The organism is Methylocaldum gracile, assembly GCF_053646815.1.
This window is the reverse complement of record NZ_CM132196.1, coordinates 487,938-507,703: the sequence shown is the minus strand read 5'-3', so window position 1 is coordinate 507,703 and position 19,766 is coordinate 487,938. Positions and strand designations below refer to the sequence as shown.

General features: G+C 58.8%; 16 protein-coding genes. 5 read left to right on the top strand and 11 right to left on the bottom strand.

From position 1 onward, the window contains the following. Nucleotides 1–156 precede the first annotated feature (156 nt). Nucleotides 157–606, top strand: a complete 450-nt coding sequence (locus tag ACWJJK_RS02205) for a VanZ family protein (protein WP_077731714.1) — start codon at nucleotides 157–159, stop codon at nucleotides 604–606. A gap of 244 nt (nucleotides 607–850) precedes the next feature. Here ACWJJK_RS02205 and ACWJJK_RS02200 read toward each other — a convergent pair whose 3' ends face one another. Then, entirely contained in the window at nucleotides 851–1,462 is a 612-nt protein-coding gene (locus ACWJJK_RS02200) for a hypothetical protein (protein ID WP_240506844.1), read from the bottom strand. Continuing rightward, nucleotides 1,463–2,935 (bottom strand): sensor histidine kinase, encoded by a 1,473-nt coding sequence (locus tag ACWJJK_RS02195; RefSeq protein ID WP_240506846.1) that lies wholly within the window; start codon nucleotides 2,933–2,935, stop codon nucleotides 1,463–1,465. It lies immediately after the preceding gene. A gap of 155 nt (nucleotides 2,936–3,090) precedes the next feature. On the opposite strand from ACWJJK_RS02195, the gene ACWJJK_RS02190 reads away from it, so the two are divergent. Together ACWJJK_RS02190 and ACWJJK_RS02185 are read left to right on the top strand one after the other, a co-directional pair. Beyond that, nucleotides 3,091–6,783: a hypothetical protein gene (locus ACWJJK_RS02190; RefSeq protein ID WP_454128615.1), complete on the top strand. Its 3,693-nt coding sequence runs from the start codon at nucleotides 3,091–3,093 to the stop codon at nucleotides 6,781–6,783. A 65-nt stretch (nucleotides 6,784–6,848) separates the two neighbouring features. Then, complete coding sequence (locus tag ACWJJK_RS02185) at nucleotides 6,849–7,613, top strand: trypsin-like peptidase domain-containing protein (RefSeq protein ID WP_133717850.1); 765 nt, start codon at nucleotides 6,849–6,851, stop codon at nucleotides 7,611–7,613. A 46-nt stretch (nucleotides 7,614–7,659) separates the two neighbouring features. Here the strand turns inward: ACWJJK_RS02185 and ACWJJK_RS02180 are convergent, their stop codons facing one another. After that, nucleotides 7,660–8,184: an REP-associated tyrosine transposase gene (locus ACWJJK_RS02180; RefSeq protein ID WP_434110308.1), complete on the bottom strand. Its 525-nt coding sequence runs from the start codon at nucleotides 8,182–8,184 to the stop codon at nucleotides 7,660–7,662. Between the two features lie 293 nt (nucleotides 8,185–8,477). Between ACWJJK_RS02180 and ACWJJK_RS02175 the strand changes: the two genes are divergently transcribed. Together ACWJJK_RS02175 and fae are read left to right on the top strand one after the other, a co-directional pair. After that, nucleotides 8,478–9,770, top strand: coding sequence for a TolB family protein (locus ACWJJK_RS02175; protein ID WP_454128614.1), 1,293 nt, complete (start codon nucleotides 8,478–8,480; stop codon nucleotides 9,768–9,770). Between the two features lie 268 nt (nucleotides 9,771–10,038). Continuing rightward, nucleotides 10,039–10,557 (top strand): formaldehyde-activating enzyme, encoded by a 519-nt coding sequence (gene fae, locus ACWJJK_RS02170; RefSeq protein WP_077731765.1) that lies wholly within the window; start codon nucleotides 10,039–10,041, stop codon nucleotides 10,555–10,557. On the opposite strand, the gene ACWJJK_RS02165 is transcribed toward fae, so the two are convergent. The 8 genes from ACWJJK_RS02165 to ACWJJK_RS02130 form a co-directional block, all read right to left on the bottom strand. Then, nucleotides 10,554–11,870 carry a HEAT repeat domain-containing protein gene (locus ACWJJK_RS02165; RefSeq protein WP_156880789.1) on the bottom strand — a complete coding sequence of 439 codons (1,317 nt, stop codon included), beginning with the start codon at nucleotides 11,868–11,870 and terminating at the stop codon, nucleotides 10,554–10,556. The two genes, fae and ACWJJK_RS02165, sit on opposite strands and share 4 nt — an antisense overlap. A gap of 20 nt (nucleotides 11,871–11,890) precedes the next feature. Then, entirely contained in the window at nucleotides 11,891–12,817 is a 927-nt protein-coding gene (locus ACWJJK_RS02160) for a glycosyltransferase (protein WP_156880788.1), read from the bottom strand. 112 nt (nucleotides 12,818–12,929) lie between these two features. Then, on the bottom strand, nucleotides 12,930–14,141 hold the full coding sequence (locus ACWJJK_RS02155) for a glycosyltransferase family 4 protein (RefSeq protein WP_454128613.1): 1,212 nt from the start codon (nucleotides 14,139–14,141) through the stop codon (nucleotides 12,930–12,932). Continuing rightward, the gene (locus ACWJJK_RS02150) at nucleotides 14,134–15,000 is read right to left on the bottom strand and encodes a glycosyltransferase family A protein (RefSeq protein WP_086133646.1); all 867 of its coding nucleotides are present in this window, start codon (nucleotides 14,998–15,000) and stop codon (nucleotides 14,134–14,136) included. The genes ACWJJK_RS02155 and ACWJJK_RS02150 overlap by 8 nt, the downstream gene beginning before the upstream one ends. Nucleotides 15,001–15,017: 17 nt before the next feature. After that, complete coding sequence (locus ACWJJK_RS02145) at nucleotides 15,018–15,860, bottom strand: glycosyltransferase family 2 protein (protein ID WP_454128612.1); 843 nt, start codon at nucleotides 15,858–15,860, stop codon at nucleotides 15,018–15,020. 22 nt (nucleotides 15,861–15,882) lie between these two features. Next, entirely contained in the window at nucleotides 15,883–16,878 is a 996-nt protein-coding gene (locus ACWJJK_RS02140) for a methyltransferase domain-containing protein (RefSeq protein WP_156880787.1), read from the bottom strand. A gap of 274 nt (nucleotides 16,879–17,152) precedes the next feature. Further along, nucleotides 17,153–18,484 (bottom strand): lipopolysaccharide biosynthesis protein, encoded by a 1,332-nt coding sequence (locus ACWJJK_RS02135; RefSeq protein WP_077731727.1) that lies wholly within the window; start codon nucleotides 18,482–18,484, stop codon nucleotides 17,153–17,155. After that, nucleotides 18,465–19,721: an O-antigen ligase family protein gene (locus ACWJJK_RS02130; protein WP_156880786.1), complete on the bottom strand. Its 1,257-nt coding sequence runs from the start codon at nucleotides 19,719–19,721 to the stop codon at nucleotides 18,465–18,467. The genes ACWJJK_RS02135 and ACWJJK_RS02130 overlap by 20 nt, the downstream gene beginning before the upstream one ends. Between the last annotated feature and the right edge of the window lie 45 nt (nucleotides 19,722–19,766).

Sequence of the window (19,766 nt, the reverse complement as noted above, 5' to 3'; positions counted from 1 at the left end):
CTTCGCTAGGTGGCGCTTCGATCGCCGCCTCCGGTGCCTCCACCTCAGCCTGTGCAACCAGCCGACGGAGACGTCCCTATTCGAAATGTCCAGCAAGTTCCGCGTCCGCAGAATTGCTAGAATCCGCCGTTTAACTCCAGGAAAGCATTCATCTGCATGGGAACAGGACTTCGGAAAACGGTCGGGCGTCGCAAACATAGACCTCCGGCCAGCGGCGAAGCACGCCGCCCCTTACACCTTCCCCGCCTCTGGCAAGGCATCGGCTGGCTGATGGTCGCCGTCGTGGTCTGGCTGAGCCTGACGCCGGAACCGCCTCAGCCGCCCACGCCGTTGCTCGCTTGGGACAAGGCGCAACATGCCTTGGCGTATGCCTCGCTGACGTACTGGTTTCGACAGGCCTTCCTGCCCCGTTGGCGCTGGCCGCTGTTTCTCCTTTTCCTGGGGATCGGACTGGAATTTCTTCAAGGACTCAGCAACGTGCGTACATTCGATCCGGTCGACATGGTCGCCAACGGCATCGGCGTTTGCCTCGGCCTGGCGCTCAGCCGCACCCCGCTCGGAAGGCTGCTTGCGAAGATCGATGCGCTTGTCGGCGGCAAAGGCTAGGCCGCTCGGCGGGTTACGGCCTTACAATACTTTCCGGTCCGGTTTAGCGGTCCAAGGGAGAGTAGGTCGGGAATCCTTTCCCGACGCAACCGTCGGAAAAACGGCTTCGTCGGCAAGGGGTTGCCGACCTACTATTAGCCCACATTTCTCGCACGCCTTTGTCGCAAGGGTGTCAAGGCGCTGCACCGGCCAGCAGGGAGCCGGCGAACAGCGCAGTGCCCGAGGGGTACGGCAAAGCCCCTGGCTACTTCCCTCCCCCCTCGCCACCCTCGGTGTCGATCGTCGGCGCGTCCATGCTCTTCTCGATGGCCCTGATGGCTTCCAGTTTCTCCCGAAGAATTTTCGCCTCGTCGGTCGGGGGATTGGTCTTATCGACCGTCTTCGAGTCCGGGGCACAAACCGTCGCCTGTTTGCGGTCCGGTTTTCGTTCCGCGGCTACCGCTTTTCTCGACAGACTCCCGGCCCGCTTCAGAGTCTCCATTTGAATGGCAACCAGGTTCTGTACCCTTCCGTCCGGCATCCGCTCGGGGGGTATGGCCCCCACGGACGCCAAGATCTTGGTCGTGTCGCCGCAGGCTTCGGAAAGCGTTCGCGCAATCAGAAGGTGCAAGCGCACGCCGACGTCCGGATTTTGCCGGTAATGCTTGAGCATCCGCCGGCATTCCTCGGCGCGAGATGCGGCGGTTTTATTGGCGAACGCGGCGCCGAAGCCCAGCAGTTCGTCGATATCCGATCGCGAATAGGCATCGTGGGAAGGTGTGTAATACGAAGCCCGGTAGCGGTCCGGGTAGAATTCCGCGCAGCCGGCCAACACCGAGAGCCCCATTAAAACTGTACTGCGGACAAGCATGTTCATTCAGGCAGCCTCGACCAGCGGTAATTGAACCCGGATGCGAGCGCCTTGTTTGTCCTGCCGCGGTTCGAGAACCTCGATCTTTCCGCGCTGATTGGCGACGCACTCGCTGGCGATGGCCAATCCCATTCCGGTACCTTCGGTGGCGAGGCTGGACGCGGCCTTGCCCCGGTAAAACGGTTCGAATACATGCTTGCTTTCCTCTTCGTCGATACCGGGCCCGTCGTCTTCGACCTCCAGCTCCATGTTGCCCCCCACGGCGCGGAGAATGATTCGAATTTCGCCGCCTACGGGCGAGTAGCTCACGGCATTGGAAATCAGGTTGTCAATAATGGTTTGTAGCTGGTCCCGATCGCCGGACACCTCGACCGGCTGGACCAATTCCTTGACCGTCAAGGACTTCGCTTGCAGGCGAGGCCGGTGATCCGCGATGACGGACCTTAACAGATCCTGCATCTTAACGCTTTCGGCGACATTCTGTTCCGGTTCCTCGTGAAGCCGGTTGTAGCGGGTCAGCTCCGCCAACAACTCTTGCAGCTTTTGAATGTTCGTGGTCAGCGTCCGGCCGATTTCGCGCTGTTCAGGACCGGCTTCGTCACTCATCATCTCGAGCTGTTCCGCGCTTTCGACGATCCGGGCCAGCGGCGTCTCGATCTCGATCGACACATTATCCATCAACTGCCGTTTCGACTCTTCGAGCGAGCGCAGGCGCGTCCGCAACAATTCCAATTGATCGCCGAGATACCGAAGATCTTGCGGCCCCGCCACGCTGATAGGCTTTCCGAAATCCCGCGCCGTCAGCCTTCGGATCGCTTCGTCCAACTGCCGGACCGAGCGGCTGAGCAAGGTCAGCAAGAACAGGATGACGGCAACCGAAGTAGGCAAGAGAAATCCTGCCTTGATCACCAGATCCTGCTGAACCGATCTCGACTGTGCGTAGAGCTGTTTCGCCTCCCGGTCGACCTGTTCCGAGATTTCCTGCCACAAAGCATTAGCCGCCGCATGCAAACCTTGAAATGCCTGGTCGTCGGGCAGGGCGACGCGATCGCCGGTGTCGGAGCTGATGATTTGCTCGTAAACCAAGCGCTCTTGCTCCGACAACCGGTTGATCGAAAGCGCGACTTTTTCGTCCACGCCCATTTTCAGCAGTTCGCCCAAGGCCTCCCTCAGGGAGTTCCGAACGGTTTCGTAAGACTGCCGCTCATAGGGCTGGCGCAAGGCCGGATGCGCCAAAATGACGAAGAGCTTGGCTTTTCGCTCGATATCGGAAACCATTTGTAGCGCCGAGCGGGCGGTTTTCACCTGCTCGACGATCTGATAAAAGGTTCTTTGCTCCAGCCGCGCGATGTCGCGCATGGCGAAGGCCGCATACATCACGGCAAACAGCAAGGGAACCAGAACGACCACGAACCCTATGGGGATCAGGTATTTCAGCGAGAATAACTTTTCGAATCTCATCCGCTTCAAATCAATCATTGCCGCATCGTTGGGTTCGCAAACCGACCTCGACGATGCCGTAACACTCTTGTGACCTCCCTTATGATAGGGATTTATCGTCCGGTCGTGTTGAATGGCGTGTTCGCCCCACGAGCGACTTCCTGCGCAGCGGCGTATTCTGCAAGGTGAATCGAATGACAAAGCATTTTTTTTCGAAGGGCGGATTTGCCATTGCGGCGGCAACCTGGCTGACTTTGGCTACCGGCGCCGAACTCTCGGGATTGCCGGTTCCGGGCAGCGCCGAGAATCCTGCTCTGCTGCTCGAACTCGGCAGCCAGCCGCCGTCGGCCGCAGCCCAGGACAATGCGACGCGTGTTTATAAGGGCGATGTCAGTGCGCACGAAGGAGACGCCTCGATTCAAACCGGTCCGGATGATATCAGTTCGCTGCATCCGGGATTCGGCTCGTGGAGTGTCGCTTTCCGATTCAAACTGGAACCCCGGGCGAACGCGAGCCCCTACACCTTTTGGGCGCGCTGGCGGCAAGGCGGCGAACCGGAGGTTTGCGTGCAGACCTTCGAGATTTGGGCGGGACCCGATGCCTCGAAGCTCGAACAACGCGCGGTCGTGAAGCTGAAACCCAAGGGCTGGGAATACGCCTGGATCGGCGCGGAAACCCCGCTGACGCTCAAGGCCGACGATACCGTAATCGAAATCCGCGACAGCGGAGCCGGCCACGACGCCAAGATTTTCGACGCTTTTCTGCTCGGCGGCCCAGAGTCGCCGACGGCGCTTCCGGAACAAGGCACTAACGAACTTCCGGCGGTTCTTCTGGAATTGGGCAAAACGCCGCTTTGGATGTCGGCGGGCAAAGATCCCGCGATTCGGGTCCATCCCGGAACCGCTGCGGGACTCGAAGGCGCGGGCTCGATCCTGACCGAAAAAGACGAAGTCCAGGTTTTTCATCAAGGCTTCGGCGCTTGGGGCGCGAGCTTTAGGTTCAGCCTCGATCCCGCCGTTCCGCCCGGCCTCTATCGCTTCTTCGCAAGGTACAAGAGCGGCGGCGAAGTGTCGCAGGTCGCCCAGACCTTCACCGTAAAAGCCGGCGCCGATCCGAATGCACTGGCCGCTCGCGGCGAATTCGTAGTGACCAACACCTCGCCCTGGGAATACCAGTGGGTGAAAGGCGCTGCCACCGTGGCCATCTTGCCGGGCGACAAGGTGCTGCAAATAGAAAACGCGGGTAAAGCCGACGGCGCGAAGGTTTTCGATGCCTTTCTCCTCAAGATGGAAACGCCGCTCGGCGACTGGATGAGCGCCTCGGCGGCGGAAGCCCGAAACCGCTTTCTGGCGCGGACGAAGAGTGTGTCCGATCCTAGCGGACAGCTCTACGTGCTCGACGGCAAGGGCGATCATGGCGAAATTTTGTTCCGGGGATTGGCGGCCGATGCCGCACGCCAGCGGGTTCAAAAGCTCCGGGTGAACTATTCGATCGGGCCCGAAGCCGAGGACATGGCACGGCGCCTCAATCTGCCCGCGCTGCCCGCCGCGCTCGTAACCGACAACAACTACACCGTGCTCAGCGCCCTCGCCTCGCCGAAAAACGAAGCGGCCGTGGCGAAATTTCTCGCCGATCCGGAACACGCGGGCACGATGCTCACAATCCCGGCCGTCACATCAGACGCGCCTACCACGCTCCATAACGGCGTGCCCGAAGCCTGGCTGGTGGGCGGATTGCAGGATGGCCTTGCGGGCGTTTCGATTTACGGCCTCGATAGCGAAACCGTGCTGCGTCCGAATCCCGGCCAGCCCTACCTCAGCACCGCCATGATGGGCGGCAAGATAAAGACCTGGCAAAAGGCTCCGGCCGCAGCCAATGGCGTCACCGTCATCGAGCCCGCCACCGATCACTCCTACGGCTGGTCGCGCGGAACCGGCTACGCTCAGCTCTATCTTCACGTCGACCAGCCGACCCAGGCGCTGCTGAAATTGCGCCAGTCCGGGATCAGAACCGCCGGATGGCTGGACGGGCAGCCCCTCTCCTTCGCCGACGATCCGAACCCGCCGGCCGACTTCCCGGTTCCGGGCGAACCCGCCAAGAATGCGCTACAGGGATTCACCACCGAGGGTCTTGCGGTCACTGCCCTGCCGGAACGCGCCGAGCCTTCACAGGCCGCGCCCTTGGCGCTTGCGCCGGGGTGGCATCGTCTGTTGGTCAAGCTGGCGATGCAGCACGATAAAGGCGAAAGCTTCTTCTTTGCCGCTCGATTTACCGATGAGTCCGGAAGTCCGCTCGATTCGATCAAGACGCAGCTCGCCGATCCGAACGCCGATTTGGCGCTCAATACGATAGCCGCGAAACTCAGGCCGCTCGTCTACGCCGACGCGCCTGCCAATCTGCCCCGCCCGGGCGAACCGCTCAAGCTGCGCGCCGATATCCGCTGGCATCCGATTCTGGAGGAAAGTGATCTATCGGCCCCCCTGCCCCGCTTCCGCGCCAAGCTGCGCCTCAGGATGACGGATTACCGGGGCAACGAGGTCGCCGTGAAAGAGATCGATGGTCTCTTCCCCGGCGAGGCCACGCTCGATTTCGGAAAAACGCCCAAAACGGGTTATTACGCCGTCTACCCCTCCCTGCACACGCCCGACGGCAGGCTCATCATGGCCTATCCCGCCGACGGCTTCACCGTGGTTCGCGGAAACGCCGCCCAAAAGGAACGGCTGGACAAGAAAAAGCTCTGGAACAACGACTATTACGCCTTCTTCGACGGCGACAAAGGCTTCCGCCAGGAGGGCGGATACTTCGCCTGGCTGGAGCGCACGGGCATCTACAAGAGCTACGGCTCCTATCCCGGATTCCCGCCGGAACACCAGGCGAAGTGGGAGCGCGCCAAGTCGCGCGGACTGGTCTTCTTCGGCGACACCTCGGGCGACAGCCACTGGCTCAACGACAAACCGGAAGACGGGCGCGCCTTCATCGAAAAGGCCTCGGCCTATACCCGCTTCTTCAAAGCGACCAACGAAATCGACATCCGCCGCGAAGGGGAATGGCAAAAACTGCGCGCCCCCGCCCATTGGGTCGAGCGGGCTAAGTGGGAGTACGAAGCGGTACACGGGCCCCGGAAGGACGGCCATTACGTCGGCGGCAGCCTGGTGCGCCCCGGCGATACGACGGATGACGGAGGCTATGCCGGGGGCTTGAGTTCGGGAAAGTGGTTCGCCGAAGTGCTCAAGCTCGGCCTCGACAAGTACCAGGACGCCTGGGACGTCCACGCCTATCCGCAACGCCCGCCCCGCTTCGGCCATCCTATCGGCAACGGCTCCACCGAAGACGAACGCGGCGTTCTCTCGGCTTACGAAAGTCTCGGACGCAAGAACACCCTGCCGTTCTGGCTGGGCGAAGCCGGCGCCAAGACCGCCCATGGTTTCACCGGCCGCCGCTGGCAGGCGGAACAGGCCGCGAAGATGATCGCCTGGGCCAACAGCCGCAGCGACTACTTGGGGCTGGCCTTCTGCCTCGGCCACGAATACGACTGGGGCTACGGCCGCCTCTGGGACTACTCCATGGGTCACAAACCCGCCGAGGCGGCTCTCTACACCGCCGGCGCCCTGATCGACGGCTTGCCCTACAAGGCCGTGGACACCCAAGACGCCAACATCCAGGCCGCCTATTTCGGCGAAACCTTCATGATCTGGCGGACGGACGAGCAGGCGAGCGATTGGCCGCTAAAGCTCGATCCGGGCAAGGCTTGGGTTGTGGTAGACGTGGTGGGACATGCTGAAAATCTTGCGGTCGATAAGGACGGCAAGGCGGCTGTCAGGGTGTCGGCGAGTCCGTTGTATGTTTTGAGCAAGGGGGATTATGAAAGGTTGATGCGGGGGCGGTAGCTGGTTGATGGGTTTCGCTTCGCTCTACCCATCCTACATGGGCTTAACTTGAAATAAGATGCAGTATGCCTTTCCGTATTTCACAGCCATCGTTTCAGTCGCTGTATATTGAAATGCAGGTACTTGGCAATACCATTGCATCGGGTAGCAGCTTCGTAGTCATAGGTGCTGCTGGAGTGCCATTCCTCATTACGAATCGTCACAACGTCACAGGCCGAAACCAAGATTCCGGAGAACTTCTTTCAACCACAGGTGCTATACCTGATACTCTCGTCATCTCACACAATTCCAAATCCGGCTTGGGCGAATTCGTAAAGGTAAAAGAACCGCTCTACAATGGCGATACTCCGCGTTGGATCGAACATCCAACTCTAGGCGCTAAAGCTGACGTCGTTGCCCTTCCGGTATCCGAATCAGACGGCGTAGCGTTGTATCCGTATAAAACGCGTTATGAGACTCACTTAGATATTGAGCCAGCACAAATGGTCAGTGTTGTAGGTTTTCCCTTTGGCATGCGGACAGGACCTTCATTCGCAGTATGGGCTACGGGCTTTGTCGCATCAGAGCCAGAAATCAATCATAACGGTTTACCGGTCTTTCTAATTGACTGCCGAACTCGGAAAGGCCAATCTGGTTCTCCTGTCATTCTTTATCGGAATGGCGGCGGGATTATTACCCACGAGAACTCTACCAGTGTCATCAGTCCGGTTTGTCAGCTGTTAGGCATCTATAGTGGCCGTATAAATCCAGAGTCCGATCTTGGCATTGTTTGGAAGTCCTACGTAATTGCCGAGCTAATTGATTACGCGAATACAACTTGTAGCCCATAGCCCTCGTAGGATGGGTAGAGCGAAGCGAAACCCATCATCCCAGAGCCTATTCGAAATCCAGATCCCCCATTTCCGGACCCGCCCAATCCTTCGAGTAAATACCCAATCGGACATACCGATGAAATGAAGAATACGGCCAGTTTGACACTGCCTTTACATATCCGTGTTTCACGGGATTATGGTGAATGTAATCGACGTGCCACGCGAAATCTTCTTCGTCGCGGATGACGTGTTCCCAAAATCGGCGTTGCCATACTCCGCGTTCACCCTTACGGGAACGACTTTTGGAAATGCGTTCTCCCTTTTCAATCTCTCTGGAAAGGGCTGATTTAAGTTGCCGCCAGCGTAGGCTGAAATCCTGTTCGCTCTTTGGCAGGGTCCAAATCGTATGGAGGTGGTCCGGCAAAATCACTACCGCGTCGATCGTGAATGGATGCGCTCCTTTGACCACACGAAAAGCTTCGCGCAAGGCACCAATATGGTCCGTCAACAGCTTGCGATGCCGCTCTGCGAGGTTAACCGTAAAGAAATATGTACCTCCCTCGACACGGAAACGGCGATAGTCGGTCATGGTTTACTCGGAGTCTTTAGAATCGTCTATGGTGTATCACAACTCTGGAATGATGGGTTTCGCTACGCTCTACCCATCCTACGCGATCTCGCCGGATGTCCCCGCGTGTCAATGAGAGCGACAACCGCCTTTTGCTTACCCCAGCCCCAAACTTGTCACAAAAATGAGGAACTACCGTAAATAAATTGTTCTCGAATTGAAAGGATTCACCTTTGAGGAAGGAGGGAATCATGAAGGCGTTAAGGAATAACGAGCAGGGAACGGGCAGAGCGAAGAAACATCTCCGTGCAGGCTTGTCGGTCGCCCTGCCGTTGATGGGGATCTGGTCGCAGACGGCGCTCGCCCAATTGACCTGCGGCATCACGCAGCTCACCGACGGGAACACATTCGGAGCCATCATCCAACAAAACAATGCATCCATCAGCGCCGACGGCAGCCGCATCGCCTTTCATCTCGACGCGGACCTGACGGGAGGCAATGCTGACCGCAATTTCGAGCTCTTCCTGTTCGATACGAATACGAACACCATCACCCAGATTACCAATACGACGAGCGGATCAGCGCCGGCCAACCATGCTCCCTCTCTGAACGCGGACGGTACCCGCATCGCCTTCGAGTCGACCGCGGATTTGACCGGGCAGAACCCGGAGCTGAACAGAGAGATCTTTGTGTTCGACGCCACGGCGGGCGCCTTCACGCAGCTCACCGAAAACGCCGGGGTCGGCCAGGCCTACCTGCCATCGATCAACGCCGACGGCACCCGTATCGCCTTCGAATCCAATGCGAATCCAACCGGTCAGAACCCCAACGGCAACTTCGAAATAGACCTGGTCGACACGGCGGCCAATAGCACCACTCAGATCACCAACTCCCCCGCCAGGGCCGGCAGCTTCAATGCGTCGATCAGCGCAAACGGCACCCGCATCGCCTTCGAATCCGATGAGGACCTGACCGGCGGGAATCCCGACTTCAACCGGGAGATATTCCTGTTCGATACGGCGACCAACGCCACGACGCAGCTCACCAACTCCATCGCAAGCGCGGCCGGAATCGGCAACTTCGCTCCATCCATCAATGCCGACGGTACCCGCATTGCCTTCCACTCCAACCAGGACCTGACGGGCGGCAACACCGACGGCAACGACGAGATCTTCCTGTTCGACACAACCGCCGGCGTACTCACGCAGATCACCTATTCCACCGAGGGCGACCCTCTCCTCGAGAACTACTCCGCATCGATTAGTGGCGACGGCGCCCGTATCGCCTTTGTGTCCGGCCGGGATTTAACCGGGACCAACCCCGACGGCAGTCTCGAAATCGTCTTATTCGATATCACCACCGGCGCCTTTACGCCGGTCACCGATGCCGCCGCGGGCAGCAGTGTCAGTCCTTCGATCGGTTTCGACGGGAGACGCATCGCCTTCGTGTCGAGGTCCGACCTGACCGGGGGCAATAGCGACAACTTCGATGAAATATTCCTGGCCGACTGTGTAGAACCCGAGGAAACGCCACTCGATGATGGCCTTACAGACGGCGGGAGCAATGCCGAATCGATGAGTACGACTTTCTTATCTCGAGACCGGTGATCATCGGCGGGGATTCCGTCTCCGGGACTACCAAACGTACGCTCACGGGAGACGCGTCGAGGGGCATCTTGAGCGATTAAGAACCGCGCAGGATGGGTAGAACATAGCTTTCCCGGCTTGCCGCCATTTCAATAAGAACCTGCAACGATTCCGCCCGACTCGTGATCTAAGGGTGACAAACCGGGTGCAGACGCTTCGGCGACTTTGCGCTCGGAACCGGACGTTTGTTCCGCCGATAAGCGCATTCAAAGGAGGGATTACCATGCAAATGCAAGTGCCGAAAATCGATCGAGTGCTGGTGGGCGAAGCCTTGGTGGGAGAAGGCAAAGAGGTCGCGCATATCGATCTGATAATGGGACCGCGTGGCAGTAATGCGGAGACCGCATTCTGCATCGCTTTGACCAATCAGAAGCGGGGCGACAATGCGCTGCTGGCGCTGGTCGCTCCCAATCTCATGGCCAAACCCCACACGGTATTGTTCAACAAAGTCGAAATCAAGAACGAGAAGCAGGCGACCCAGATGTTCGGGCCGGCGCAGCGCGGCATTGCCAAGGCCGTGGTGGACAGCGTCAGGGACGGCATCATCCCGATGGATGAAGCCGAGAACACGTTCATCTGTGTCGGCGTCTTCATCCATTGGGAAGCCGACGACGACGACAAGATCCAGGACTGGAATTACGAGGCGACCAAGCTGTCGATCAAGCGCGCCATCGAAGGATCGCCCACGCCGGCCGAAGTCATCGCACAGGAGGAAGTGGCGCATCATCCGCTGGCGGCGCACGATTAAGGAAAGGCAACGGTTAGGGCGCCATTACGCAAATTAGAGGACTGTTTGCTGCTCGCCCAGCGGGGCCCTTTCCTTTTCTCCGATAAATTCGGGACCGGGCGACCGTGATCTTCGGACCATCGGCGCCCGGCCGCTTCCAGCATCGGATTTCCGCAGTGGACGAAATCCGCGGCCATCCGCGGATTTCCCAGCAAGCTCAAAGCATCGATCAACCGGTCCTCGGTTCCGGACTCGCCTTTTTCGATCTGTTCGCCGTAGGTTTCGGCCAGCGGAGCGACACTCTTGATTCTTGCGGAGATCGCATCCGCCGCGCGCGAATCCTTGGCCTTCCGGAGCGCCGCTGCGGCTCCGTGGCGAATTCGCCAATCCGGATTTTCCAACGCGGCTATCAAGGGGACGGTCGCGCCGGGCCCTATCGTCAGCAACGCTTCCCTGACCGCCCGCCGAAACTCGCTGTCGTCGTCCCTAAATCCCGCGATCAGGGAGTCGACAGCCGGCCGGCCGATGCTCGCCAAGGCTTCGGTCACCCCGGACCGGACGCCCGGATCATTGTTCCGCAGCGCCGCTACCAAAGCCTCCGCTGCGGACGGACCGATCGCCGCCAGCGCTTCGGTAAGCTTGGCCCGGAATCCCACTTCGCTGTCCTTGAGCGCTGCGATCAAGGATTCGACCGCCCGAGCGTCGTTCAAACGTCCCAGCGCGACCGCGGCATCCCACTGGACCGAGGGTTCGGCGTCTTTCAAGGCTTCCGCCAGCGGTTCCACCGCGCGGGAGTCGCGAAGATTCCCGAGCGATTCCACGGCTTCGCGGCGAACCAGCGCGTCGCTGTCGAACAAGGCGCCGATCAGCGGTTCCACCGCCGAAGGATTTTTAATTTCTCCGAGCGCCTTCGCCGCTCCCCATCGGACCGAAGGCTCGCTGTCCTTGAGAGCATTGACGAGAAGCTCGACGGCCGCCTCGTCCATCTCTCCCAGCGCCACGGCAACCGCCCATCGAACCGCCGAGTCGTCGTCCCTCAAGCTGCCGATCAGCGGCTCGACCGCCCTCGGATCTTTGAGCTCGCCCAATGCCTCCGCGGCTTTCCGCCGAACCTCCGGGTTATCGTCGCGCAAGGCGGCGACGACCGAATCGAAGACCTGCGGATCGCCCGTTTCGCCCAGCTTCTCTACGGCCTCGCGGCGGACGACCGAATTGTCCTTTTTGGCGGCATCGATCAAAGCGCCCACGGGATGGGAATCCTCCGCCGCCATCCCGGCGGAAACGAGCCCCCAGAAGAGCAACGTCAGCCGAACTATTCCTTGTGCCGCGCTCATGTCTCCACCGGAAAACGGAGTTATGGCAAAGCCCGACGCCAGTAGGCTCGGTGCAGGCTGAGACGCCGGTTGAGAAACAAGGGCAGCTTCCGGTGCAAGGAACTTCCCATTTTGAAGCCCAGCCACTTGAGGCCGGTCCGCAGCAGGGCGGACGGAATCAGCCAAGGCGCGTTTTTCACGAGATAGCGAAGTTCCGACAGGACGTAGCGCCGACCTTCGCCGGCCGCTTTTCCGAAGGTTTGCTGCAACCAAGGGGTGCGGGCGTGAAACACGCCGATATCGAAATAGCGCTTGAATTCGTCCGCGTAAGAATAGTCGTGCGAATGGTGGACTTGGGCATCCGCGCGGTAGGCGATTTTCCAGCCCGACAGCAGCATTTTTCCGGCGACGAAGGTGTCTTCGTTCATGACGGTGTCGGTGGGAAACCCGCCCACCGCGAATAGAGCACTGCGCCGGTAAGCGGCAAACGAATTGGATATGAACGCGGTCTTGATGCCGAGCCGGCGGCGATCATCGAAGCTTCGCACCTGGCTCTGCGGTGGGTAATTGAAAAGACGAGCATGGGCGCCGATCGGCCTGGCGTCCCGATGAGGAAGCTGCCGTCCGTATGCAGCCCCGACCCGCTCGTCCGCAAACGCTTCCAGAAGGCGCTCGATGGCATCGGGGCCGGCGAGCAAGGCATCCTGGGTCAGGAAGACGATGATCTCGGCTTCCGGCAAAAGGCCGATCCCGAACTGGCGGGTTCCGCCATGGTTGAAATCCGCCTTGGCGATGACATGCACGGCGAAACCGTGGGAACGCGCCAGGACAGCCGTGTCGTCGCTGGACGAAGAGTCTATGACCAGGCGGCAATCCGGCTTTCGGGTTTGTCGATCGAACGCGGCGAGCCAGGTTTTCCAGAGGCCGCCTGCATTCAGGGTTGGAACAATCAGGCCGATCTTGGTCATGCGAAAACTCCGAGTAATGCGAGTGAATACGGTCTTGTGCCGGGGAAACGGCCGGGTACGGGATGCCTGTCCTGAGCTCGTCGAAGGGTCTATCCTGAGCTTGTCGAAGAGCTTATTCCGGCCTGCAAAGGGCTATTTCCTGAGACGAAGCGGTCGTATTGGAGCCCTTCAGCACCCGCCAGACCTGCTCGCCAAGCTTTACCGGATCGAGATGCGTCTCGACGTACCGTCTAGCGTTTTCCGACATCCGTTCCCAGTCCGTTCGGCTCAACGACTGCGCCCGGCGCAGGATTTCGCATGCCGAATCTTCGCTGCGGTCGAAGATGAAGCCGGCGGCCATGGCTTCGACATGATCCCAAGCCAAGCCTCTGGCGACCAGGACCGGCCGTCCAGCGGCCATGGCTTCGGCCACCACGTTGCCGAAGTTCTCGCGCATGCCGCCGGTTTCCTCGAGGCCGGACGGAAGCGCGAGATAATGGCTGTCCGCCAGCAGCGCCGCAACCTCGGCCTGTCCGAGATAACCTCGATAACGTATGGCTCCGCCGGCCTGCTCGACCAGCGCCTGAAATTCCTTGAAATAAGCCCCGTCCACGCTGCGTCCGGCGACCACCAGGCGGTCGGCTTCGCGCCGGGTCCTGAGCCAGGCTCGGATGAACGCGTTGATGCCTTTTTCCTGCTGAATGTGGCCGAGAAAACAGATCTGGATGCCTTCTCCCTCGGGATAATCCGCAACCTTCACAGGCCGGCTGTCGATGCCGTTCGGAACCAGCAGGATGCGGGCATCGTCGCCTAGGACCTTCCTGATCCCTTCCGCTTCGGTCTCGCTGGTGCAATGAATGGCGATCGCTCGCCGCAACGTGGGAAACGTGAGCCATCTATAGAACAGCCATTTGTGCGGTTTCCGCCGGCGGATCAGGGCGACGTGCTCGGGCATCAGACCGCCGTGCACCGCAACCATGAAACGGCGTCTCAGCAGCACGCAGAAGATGGCCGCAAGCGTGGATGGCCAGGTGGCGATGCCGTGGATGTAGACGACCGGCGCCTTGACGCACAATCCGAACAGCTTGGGGATGGCGCCGAGCCCGAACCCCCAGCGCTTGAACCCATAAGACCGGTACAGACCGACCTCCACCGTATCGCCCAATCGCACGTCCGACGGTTCCAGCCGGCGGTCGATCGATTCGCTGGAGGATACCAGCGAAATCTTGAGCCCCGACTCCGCCCATGCCTTGGTCAAGACCGCGGCCGTTACCGATACTCCGCCATAACCTTTAGCGGGAGGAATGTGCGTCGAAACGACCCCTACATCCATCACATTATCCATGGCCGTATCTCCCATATGCGCAAAAGCCCCGCCATACGCCGATCAAATTGTTATAGGAATAAACGAACCTTTTCCGATTCATCAATACCGCGGCCACCATCATTTTTATCACGGGTGCGACAAACATTTTTCTCGCAATGTAATACAGCATCGACAAATCATATTCGTTCGTGAACTTCCGGATATAGGCGCCGACCCCTGCGGAATACAAAAGCATCCTGTCCGTACCGACTTTATAATTGTCCTTATCGGCATGATATATTTTTATATCCGGGTCATAAAAAGCCTTGTTTCCGGCGCGCAGCAACCGGTAAAGCAACTCGAATCCTTCGGCGCCCGGATATTTGCCCCCTATTCCGAACTCGTGATCCAGATAAAACTCGCTCCGATCCATCCTTTTCAGGTTGAAAAAGTGGGTAAACTCGACGCCCATCATGTAGAACTGGGAGAAATATCTGGGCCATTTCGAATTGACGCCTATACTGAACCGGGTTTCCGAAAAATCGTAAGAACCGGCCGATAAAATGGCGATGTTCGGTTTATCCCGGAATTCCTCGACCACTTTTTTCAGAACGTCTTTTTCATAAACGCAATCGTCGTCGGGAAATGCGATGATATCCCCTTGCGCAAAGCGGATGCCGTAATCTCTGGCTCTCGAATTTCCCTTGAAGTCCACTTTTATGTGATTTACCGGAAAGCGGGTCTTGCAGGATGCGATGACGGAATCTATTTTTCCGTCTCTGTTTTGGTCGATGACAATCAGCTCGAAATCTCGATAAGTCTGATTCTGCAATGAATTCAAGAAATAAATCAGTTCTATATCCCTTCCAAGCGTCGCTAGAATAAGTGAGCACTTCATAGCAAATACCTCCTCCTTTATTCAAGGATGACTTTCGAGCAAGGCGTCACGCCCTCCGAAGAAACCGGTTTCCGATTGGCGTCCGCCTTTGCTTGCAGGTATATGGTGGCCTCATACCAGGTGAACATCAGAGCGAACTCCAGCCCTGCGGCGCCGTCCAAAAAACCCCGCCGCAGTACGAAGTGATACAGAAATCTGGCGAATATCCTGAATACCGAGCGCCCGAGCCAAACGCTCAAGCGGCCGCGCGCCGTCATCACGGCTCCCGCGGTGGGATGCAGCCTCACTTCCTGCGCCGCTTTGCCGACATGCTTGTGCATCCATTCGATGATTTCGCCGTGATAGAAATAATGGTCGTAAGGAATGGGCGAATACGAAATACGGCAAGTATCGAGCACGGCTTCGCCATGACCGGTATGATTGGTAACGAATTTTGCGGTATCCCTGCGCACCAGTCTCGGATGATAAATCGGGTAACCCGGAGCGTAATCGAGCCGTTTCCCGCGCAGATAAAGAATCGACGGCGCCATCACGACATCGATCGAATCCGAGGCGGCGATCTGCGATTCGAACCAGTTATAGAATCTAACCGGATAAATCTCGTCCGCGTCGACGAATAAAACCCAGCGGCTTCGGATATTGCAGCGCTGCAGCGCGAAGTTGCGCTGCTCCGCGAAGCCCGGCCAGGGATTTTCGTAAACCGTGCAGCCGCGCTCTTTCGCGATCGAAATCGTCCGGTCGGTACTCCCGGAGTCCACGATCACGACGGGGTATCGGTTGGGTATCCCGTCCAGGCAACGGGGGATATTGTCTTCCTCGTTCTTGGTCAAAATCACGATGGTCAGCATACGATTATTCATTTCATCTCTTCCGTTGAACCAGCTACGATTTGACGGCGTATACGCTGATATACGTGCCCATTCCCAGCGAATTGACAACTTGCGAAAACGGCTTTTGCAGGTTTATCACCAGGGATTCCAGAAAAGACGACAACATCTGTCCGGCTTTGATGCGTTTTGCCAGTGCCTTCGGTTGAATTCTGGTTGTCTGTTCCATTTTCACCACCTTAAGTCCGTTATGTTCGAGCAGTAATCTCAAACCTTTTTCCGTAAAGTAATTGACATGTTCCGGCACCCATAAACAGGCATTATCCTGAGTACCGAGCAGTTTCACGTTAAACGATTCGAAATTGGGCACGGCACAAGCCAGAACGCCGCCCGGTGCCAATAGTCCGGATACTTTCCTGATCGCCTGTTCCGGTCCCAAAAGGTGCTCCAGCACCTGCGACATCATGACTACCCCATAAGGTTCTGAATCCTGAAAGGAGTCGAACATGAGAGGTATCGGCTCGTCCCCGTTGAGCTCCTTGAAAACGGCATTTTCATATCTGCCGGGATTGATGCTGACGGTGCGATAACCTTCTCTTCTGAGGGCCTGCGTGTAGAATCCGAAACCCGAACCGATATCCAGCGCTCGTTTGTTTCCCGAACCGTTATACCGATCCGCATCGCGCGCCATGCGTGCGGCGTCGACCGTGATGTTGGGGAATTTCGCCTCGCGCGCGAGGATGTCCGCGACCGTCACCGGTTCGGTAAGCGCTTGGCCCGAGTATTGGTAAATGGTTTTCAGCCAATCCGCATGAGGCGGCCGATTCAGAAAACCGGTACCGCAATCGGAGCAGCGCCAGATATGAAAGGTCTCGACGCTGCTGTCCAGGGTGTACTGGTAACGCTTCCTTCGCCAAAAGCGTAGATTCTCGCTGCCGCAGGCAACGCATTCCCGCAGAATGTCTCCGTATATGGCGGAACCCGTCGATGCCAGCACCGCATCGCTCTCGTCCCAGGCGATATCAGAGAAAAAATACAGAGGTACGGGCATTTACCTAACTCCTATGGAATACGAGGTTGTGAAGAAACCTACTGCGCGGCCCGCCTCCACTCCTGCGATGCTCAACGTACTCCAATGTACGCCTGCGCTTGTCATGCCGCACGTTCCCTGTGCGGCACCCTCCGGGGGCGGCACTGCCGTGCAAATCGGCTGTCGTGCCGATTTGTCGGCGCGGAGGCGGGCCGCTCGCTACGGTTTTTCACAACTTCTGGGTTGAAATCAATTTCGAAAGGCGAATCTTCCAGATTCGGATCATCCGCTCCGTTCAACAACTCGTAGCCTCGGGCTCCGGATACAAGCCCTCCCGCCGAGCCGCGCCCATCATCCGCCAAGGCCTCGCCAGCATGGCCATGACGAAGGCCTCGATGCCGAAATAAACGGGAGCGGCCATGGCCGCGCCAATCAGACCGTATTTCTGAATCATTAAGGGTATGGCGACGGCGGCGGCGATGGCCCCGCACAAACGGCCGACCAGCAAGGGCCGCGTCCGCTTGACCGCCAGCAGAGGTTGCGAGGCCACCATCCCCAAGGCTTGCAGCGCGCAACCGGCCCCGATGATGGGCATCAGTACGGCCGCGGAGTGATAGCTCCCCGCCAGCAGCAAGCCGGCCACCCAGTCTTTCAGCACCACCAGGGCCACGACGCCCGCTATGCCCATGGCGGCCACGCAACTCAGCCAAATCCAGAAGATCTTGAACGCCTGCTCTTTCCGGCCCGCCGAGAAATGCTGGAAGTACACCGGCTGAAAAGTGCGCAACAGCACGATGGCGCTACGGTTGAACGCCTCGTTGGTCAGGGTGTATGCGGCCGCGTAGATGCCGACATCCGCCGCCGTCATCAAATAGCCGACGATATACCGGTCGCCCAGGCCGCTGAACCAGGACAACAGTTCCATCGGAATCAGCGGCACCGCATAAGCCCTGACGTCCCGTTTGAGGTTCCCCAGAACTGCCGAACGATGCCGGATCCTTTTGCTCCGTTTGGGCCTGTGAACGAACGACCAGACCGTATTTGAGGCGATACTGGCAAAGGCATAACCCAAAAGCACCCAGGCGGCGTTCGGCCCCCAGTACCACACCAGCAGAATGGCGAACAGCGGCCGCAGAATGCCGTCGCTGGTCTGCCAAAGGCTGGCTTCGCGCTGCCGGCGTTCGCCGATCAACAATTGGAATCCTATTTCCCGGCGCACGGTAGCTAAAAAAAGCAGGGCAGCGACCCCGAACAACCAGGGATCCAACCCGGTCATCTGGCTGTACGCCGCCCCTCCGAACGCCAGAAAAAACACGGCGACTGTGCTTGAACGCGCGGCCAGACCGCGGACGACCCGGTGCAACGCCGACCGCTTGCCCGGTTCCAGACACTCCGGCAGCAGACGCATTCCCGCACAGATAAACGGATAGGCAAAAATGCCGACGCCGAGCGCCACGATGCCGGTCAGCAAGGCGACCTGGCCGTAAACCTCGGGCGAAACCAATTCGGTGATGATCCGGGTGCCCAAAAGAAGCACCACGCCCGACCCAACCTGGCCGAGCAATGCCCAAGAGGCGTCTCCGAAGATGCGCCGTCCCGACGAGGGTTTAACGGATTTGTTCGCCATAGCCGCGGTAACTCGCCGCCGTCGCTCGCGACGGCTGTAAATTCGGCGCACGCGCGGTTCCCACGACCGCGCCCCACAGGAACATCAGCATCGCATTCTGGGGAAAATACTCCCAAAGATTGAACGGCAGACCCGCCACGACGATGAAGGTCATCGCCAATCCCTTTTGCGGATAACCGGACATTTTGGCGGACATCCAGACGAACACCAGATAAGCCAAGAGGCCGATCAAGCCGTACCCGTTGAGCAGAAAAAGATACAGGCTGTCAGAATCGAACTGCCCCGGAAAATGTTCGGCGCCGAACAAAACGTTGATGGTATTGGAACCTAGCCCGAGCCCCCAACCGAACAGAAGATCCGGCATGTCATTGATATTGTTGCTCAGCATTCTTTGCCACAGCGCGATGCGGCCGTCCTGCGTGGGATCGGCATCGTCCCGGCCGCTCAGCAGCGGACTTGAAGCCAACAGCAGTGCGCCAACCGCGAGCGCCGGCGCGGGCAGAACCAGGGCCCAGCGGTCGCGGGGACGGACCTTCGAAAAGAACTGAAAGAAAAGAACCAGGAAGGAACTGAGCAGCGCCGTCCGAGAGCCGCTCAGCAAGGCCAGGAAGGTGGTCGCATACATCCATTTCCGGACGTTTGGGGCTTCGGCCAGCGCAAAGAAAAGCGTACAGGTCGACATCGCCGCGCCGAACAGATTGGGACTGACGAAAGTGCCGAACGGACGGCCGCCGCCCAGAATCGACACGCCGACCAGAGGCGGCGCCCACAGCGCCTGGGCAATGGCCAACACGCCTTGCAGGACGATGTAATAGCGAAGGTAAGACGTGAATTTCAGGATCACCGCCTCGGCTGCGCCCAGCCGCGCCGTCATGAAGCCGATCAGCGCCAGAGGCAGGTATTCAAACACGCGAAGCCCAGACATCGGCACCACCAGCGGCAAATCCAGAAACAGCGCGTAGGCGACCTCGAACAACGCATAACTCGCGACCACCGCGAGAAAAGCGAACATCGAACCGGTCGCCGCGCCGTTCCAGAACCGCCGTTCCAGCGCCGCATAGCCGACCACGACCACCAGCATCACTTCGCGCAAGATGCGCAACCCGAAATCCTGCTCTCCGTAAACCTCCTTGACCCCGTTCCACGCCGATTCGACCTGAGGCAGCGAGGCAAGAGCCGACACGCTCACCAGAGCGATCAGAAGTACGGGTAGGTCTTTTTCGAGTCGGATTTTCATCGTTTATAAAGTTTCTTGGCTGTTTGCAGTGCCAACCAAAGCTCT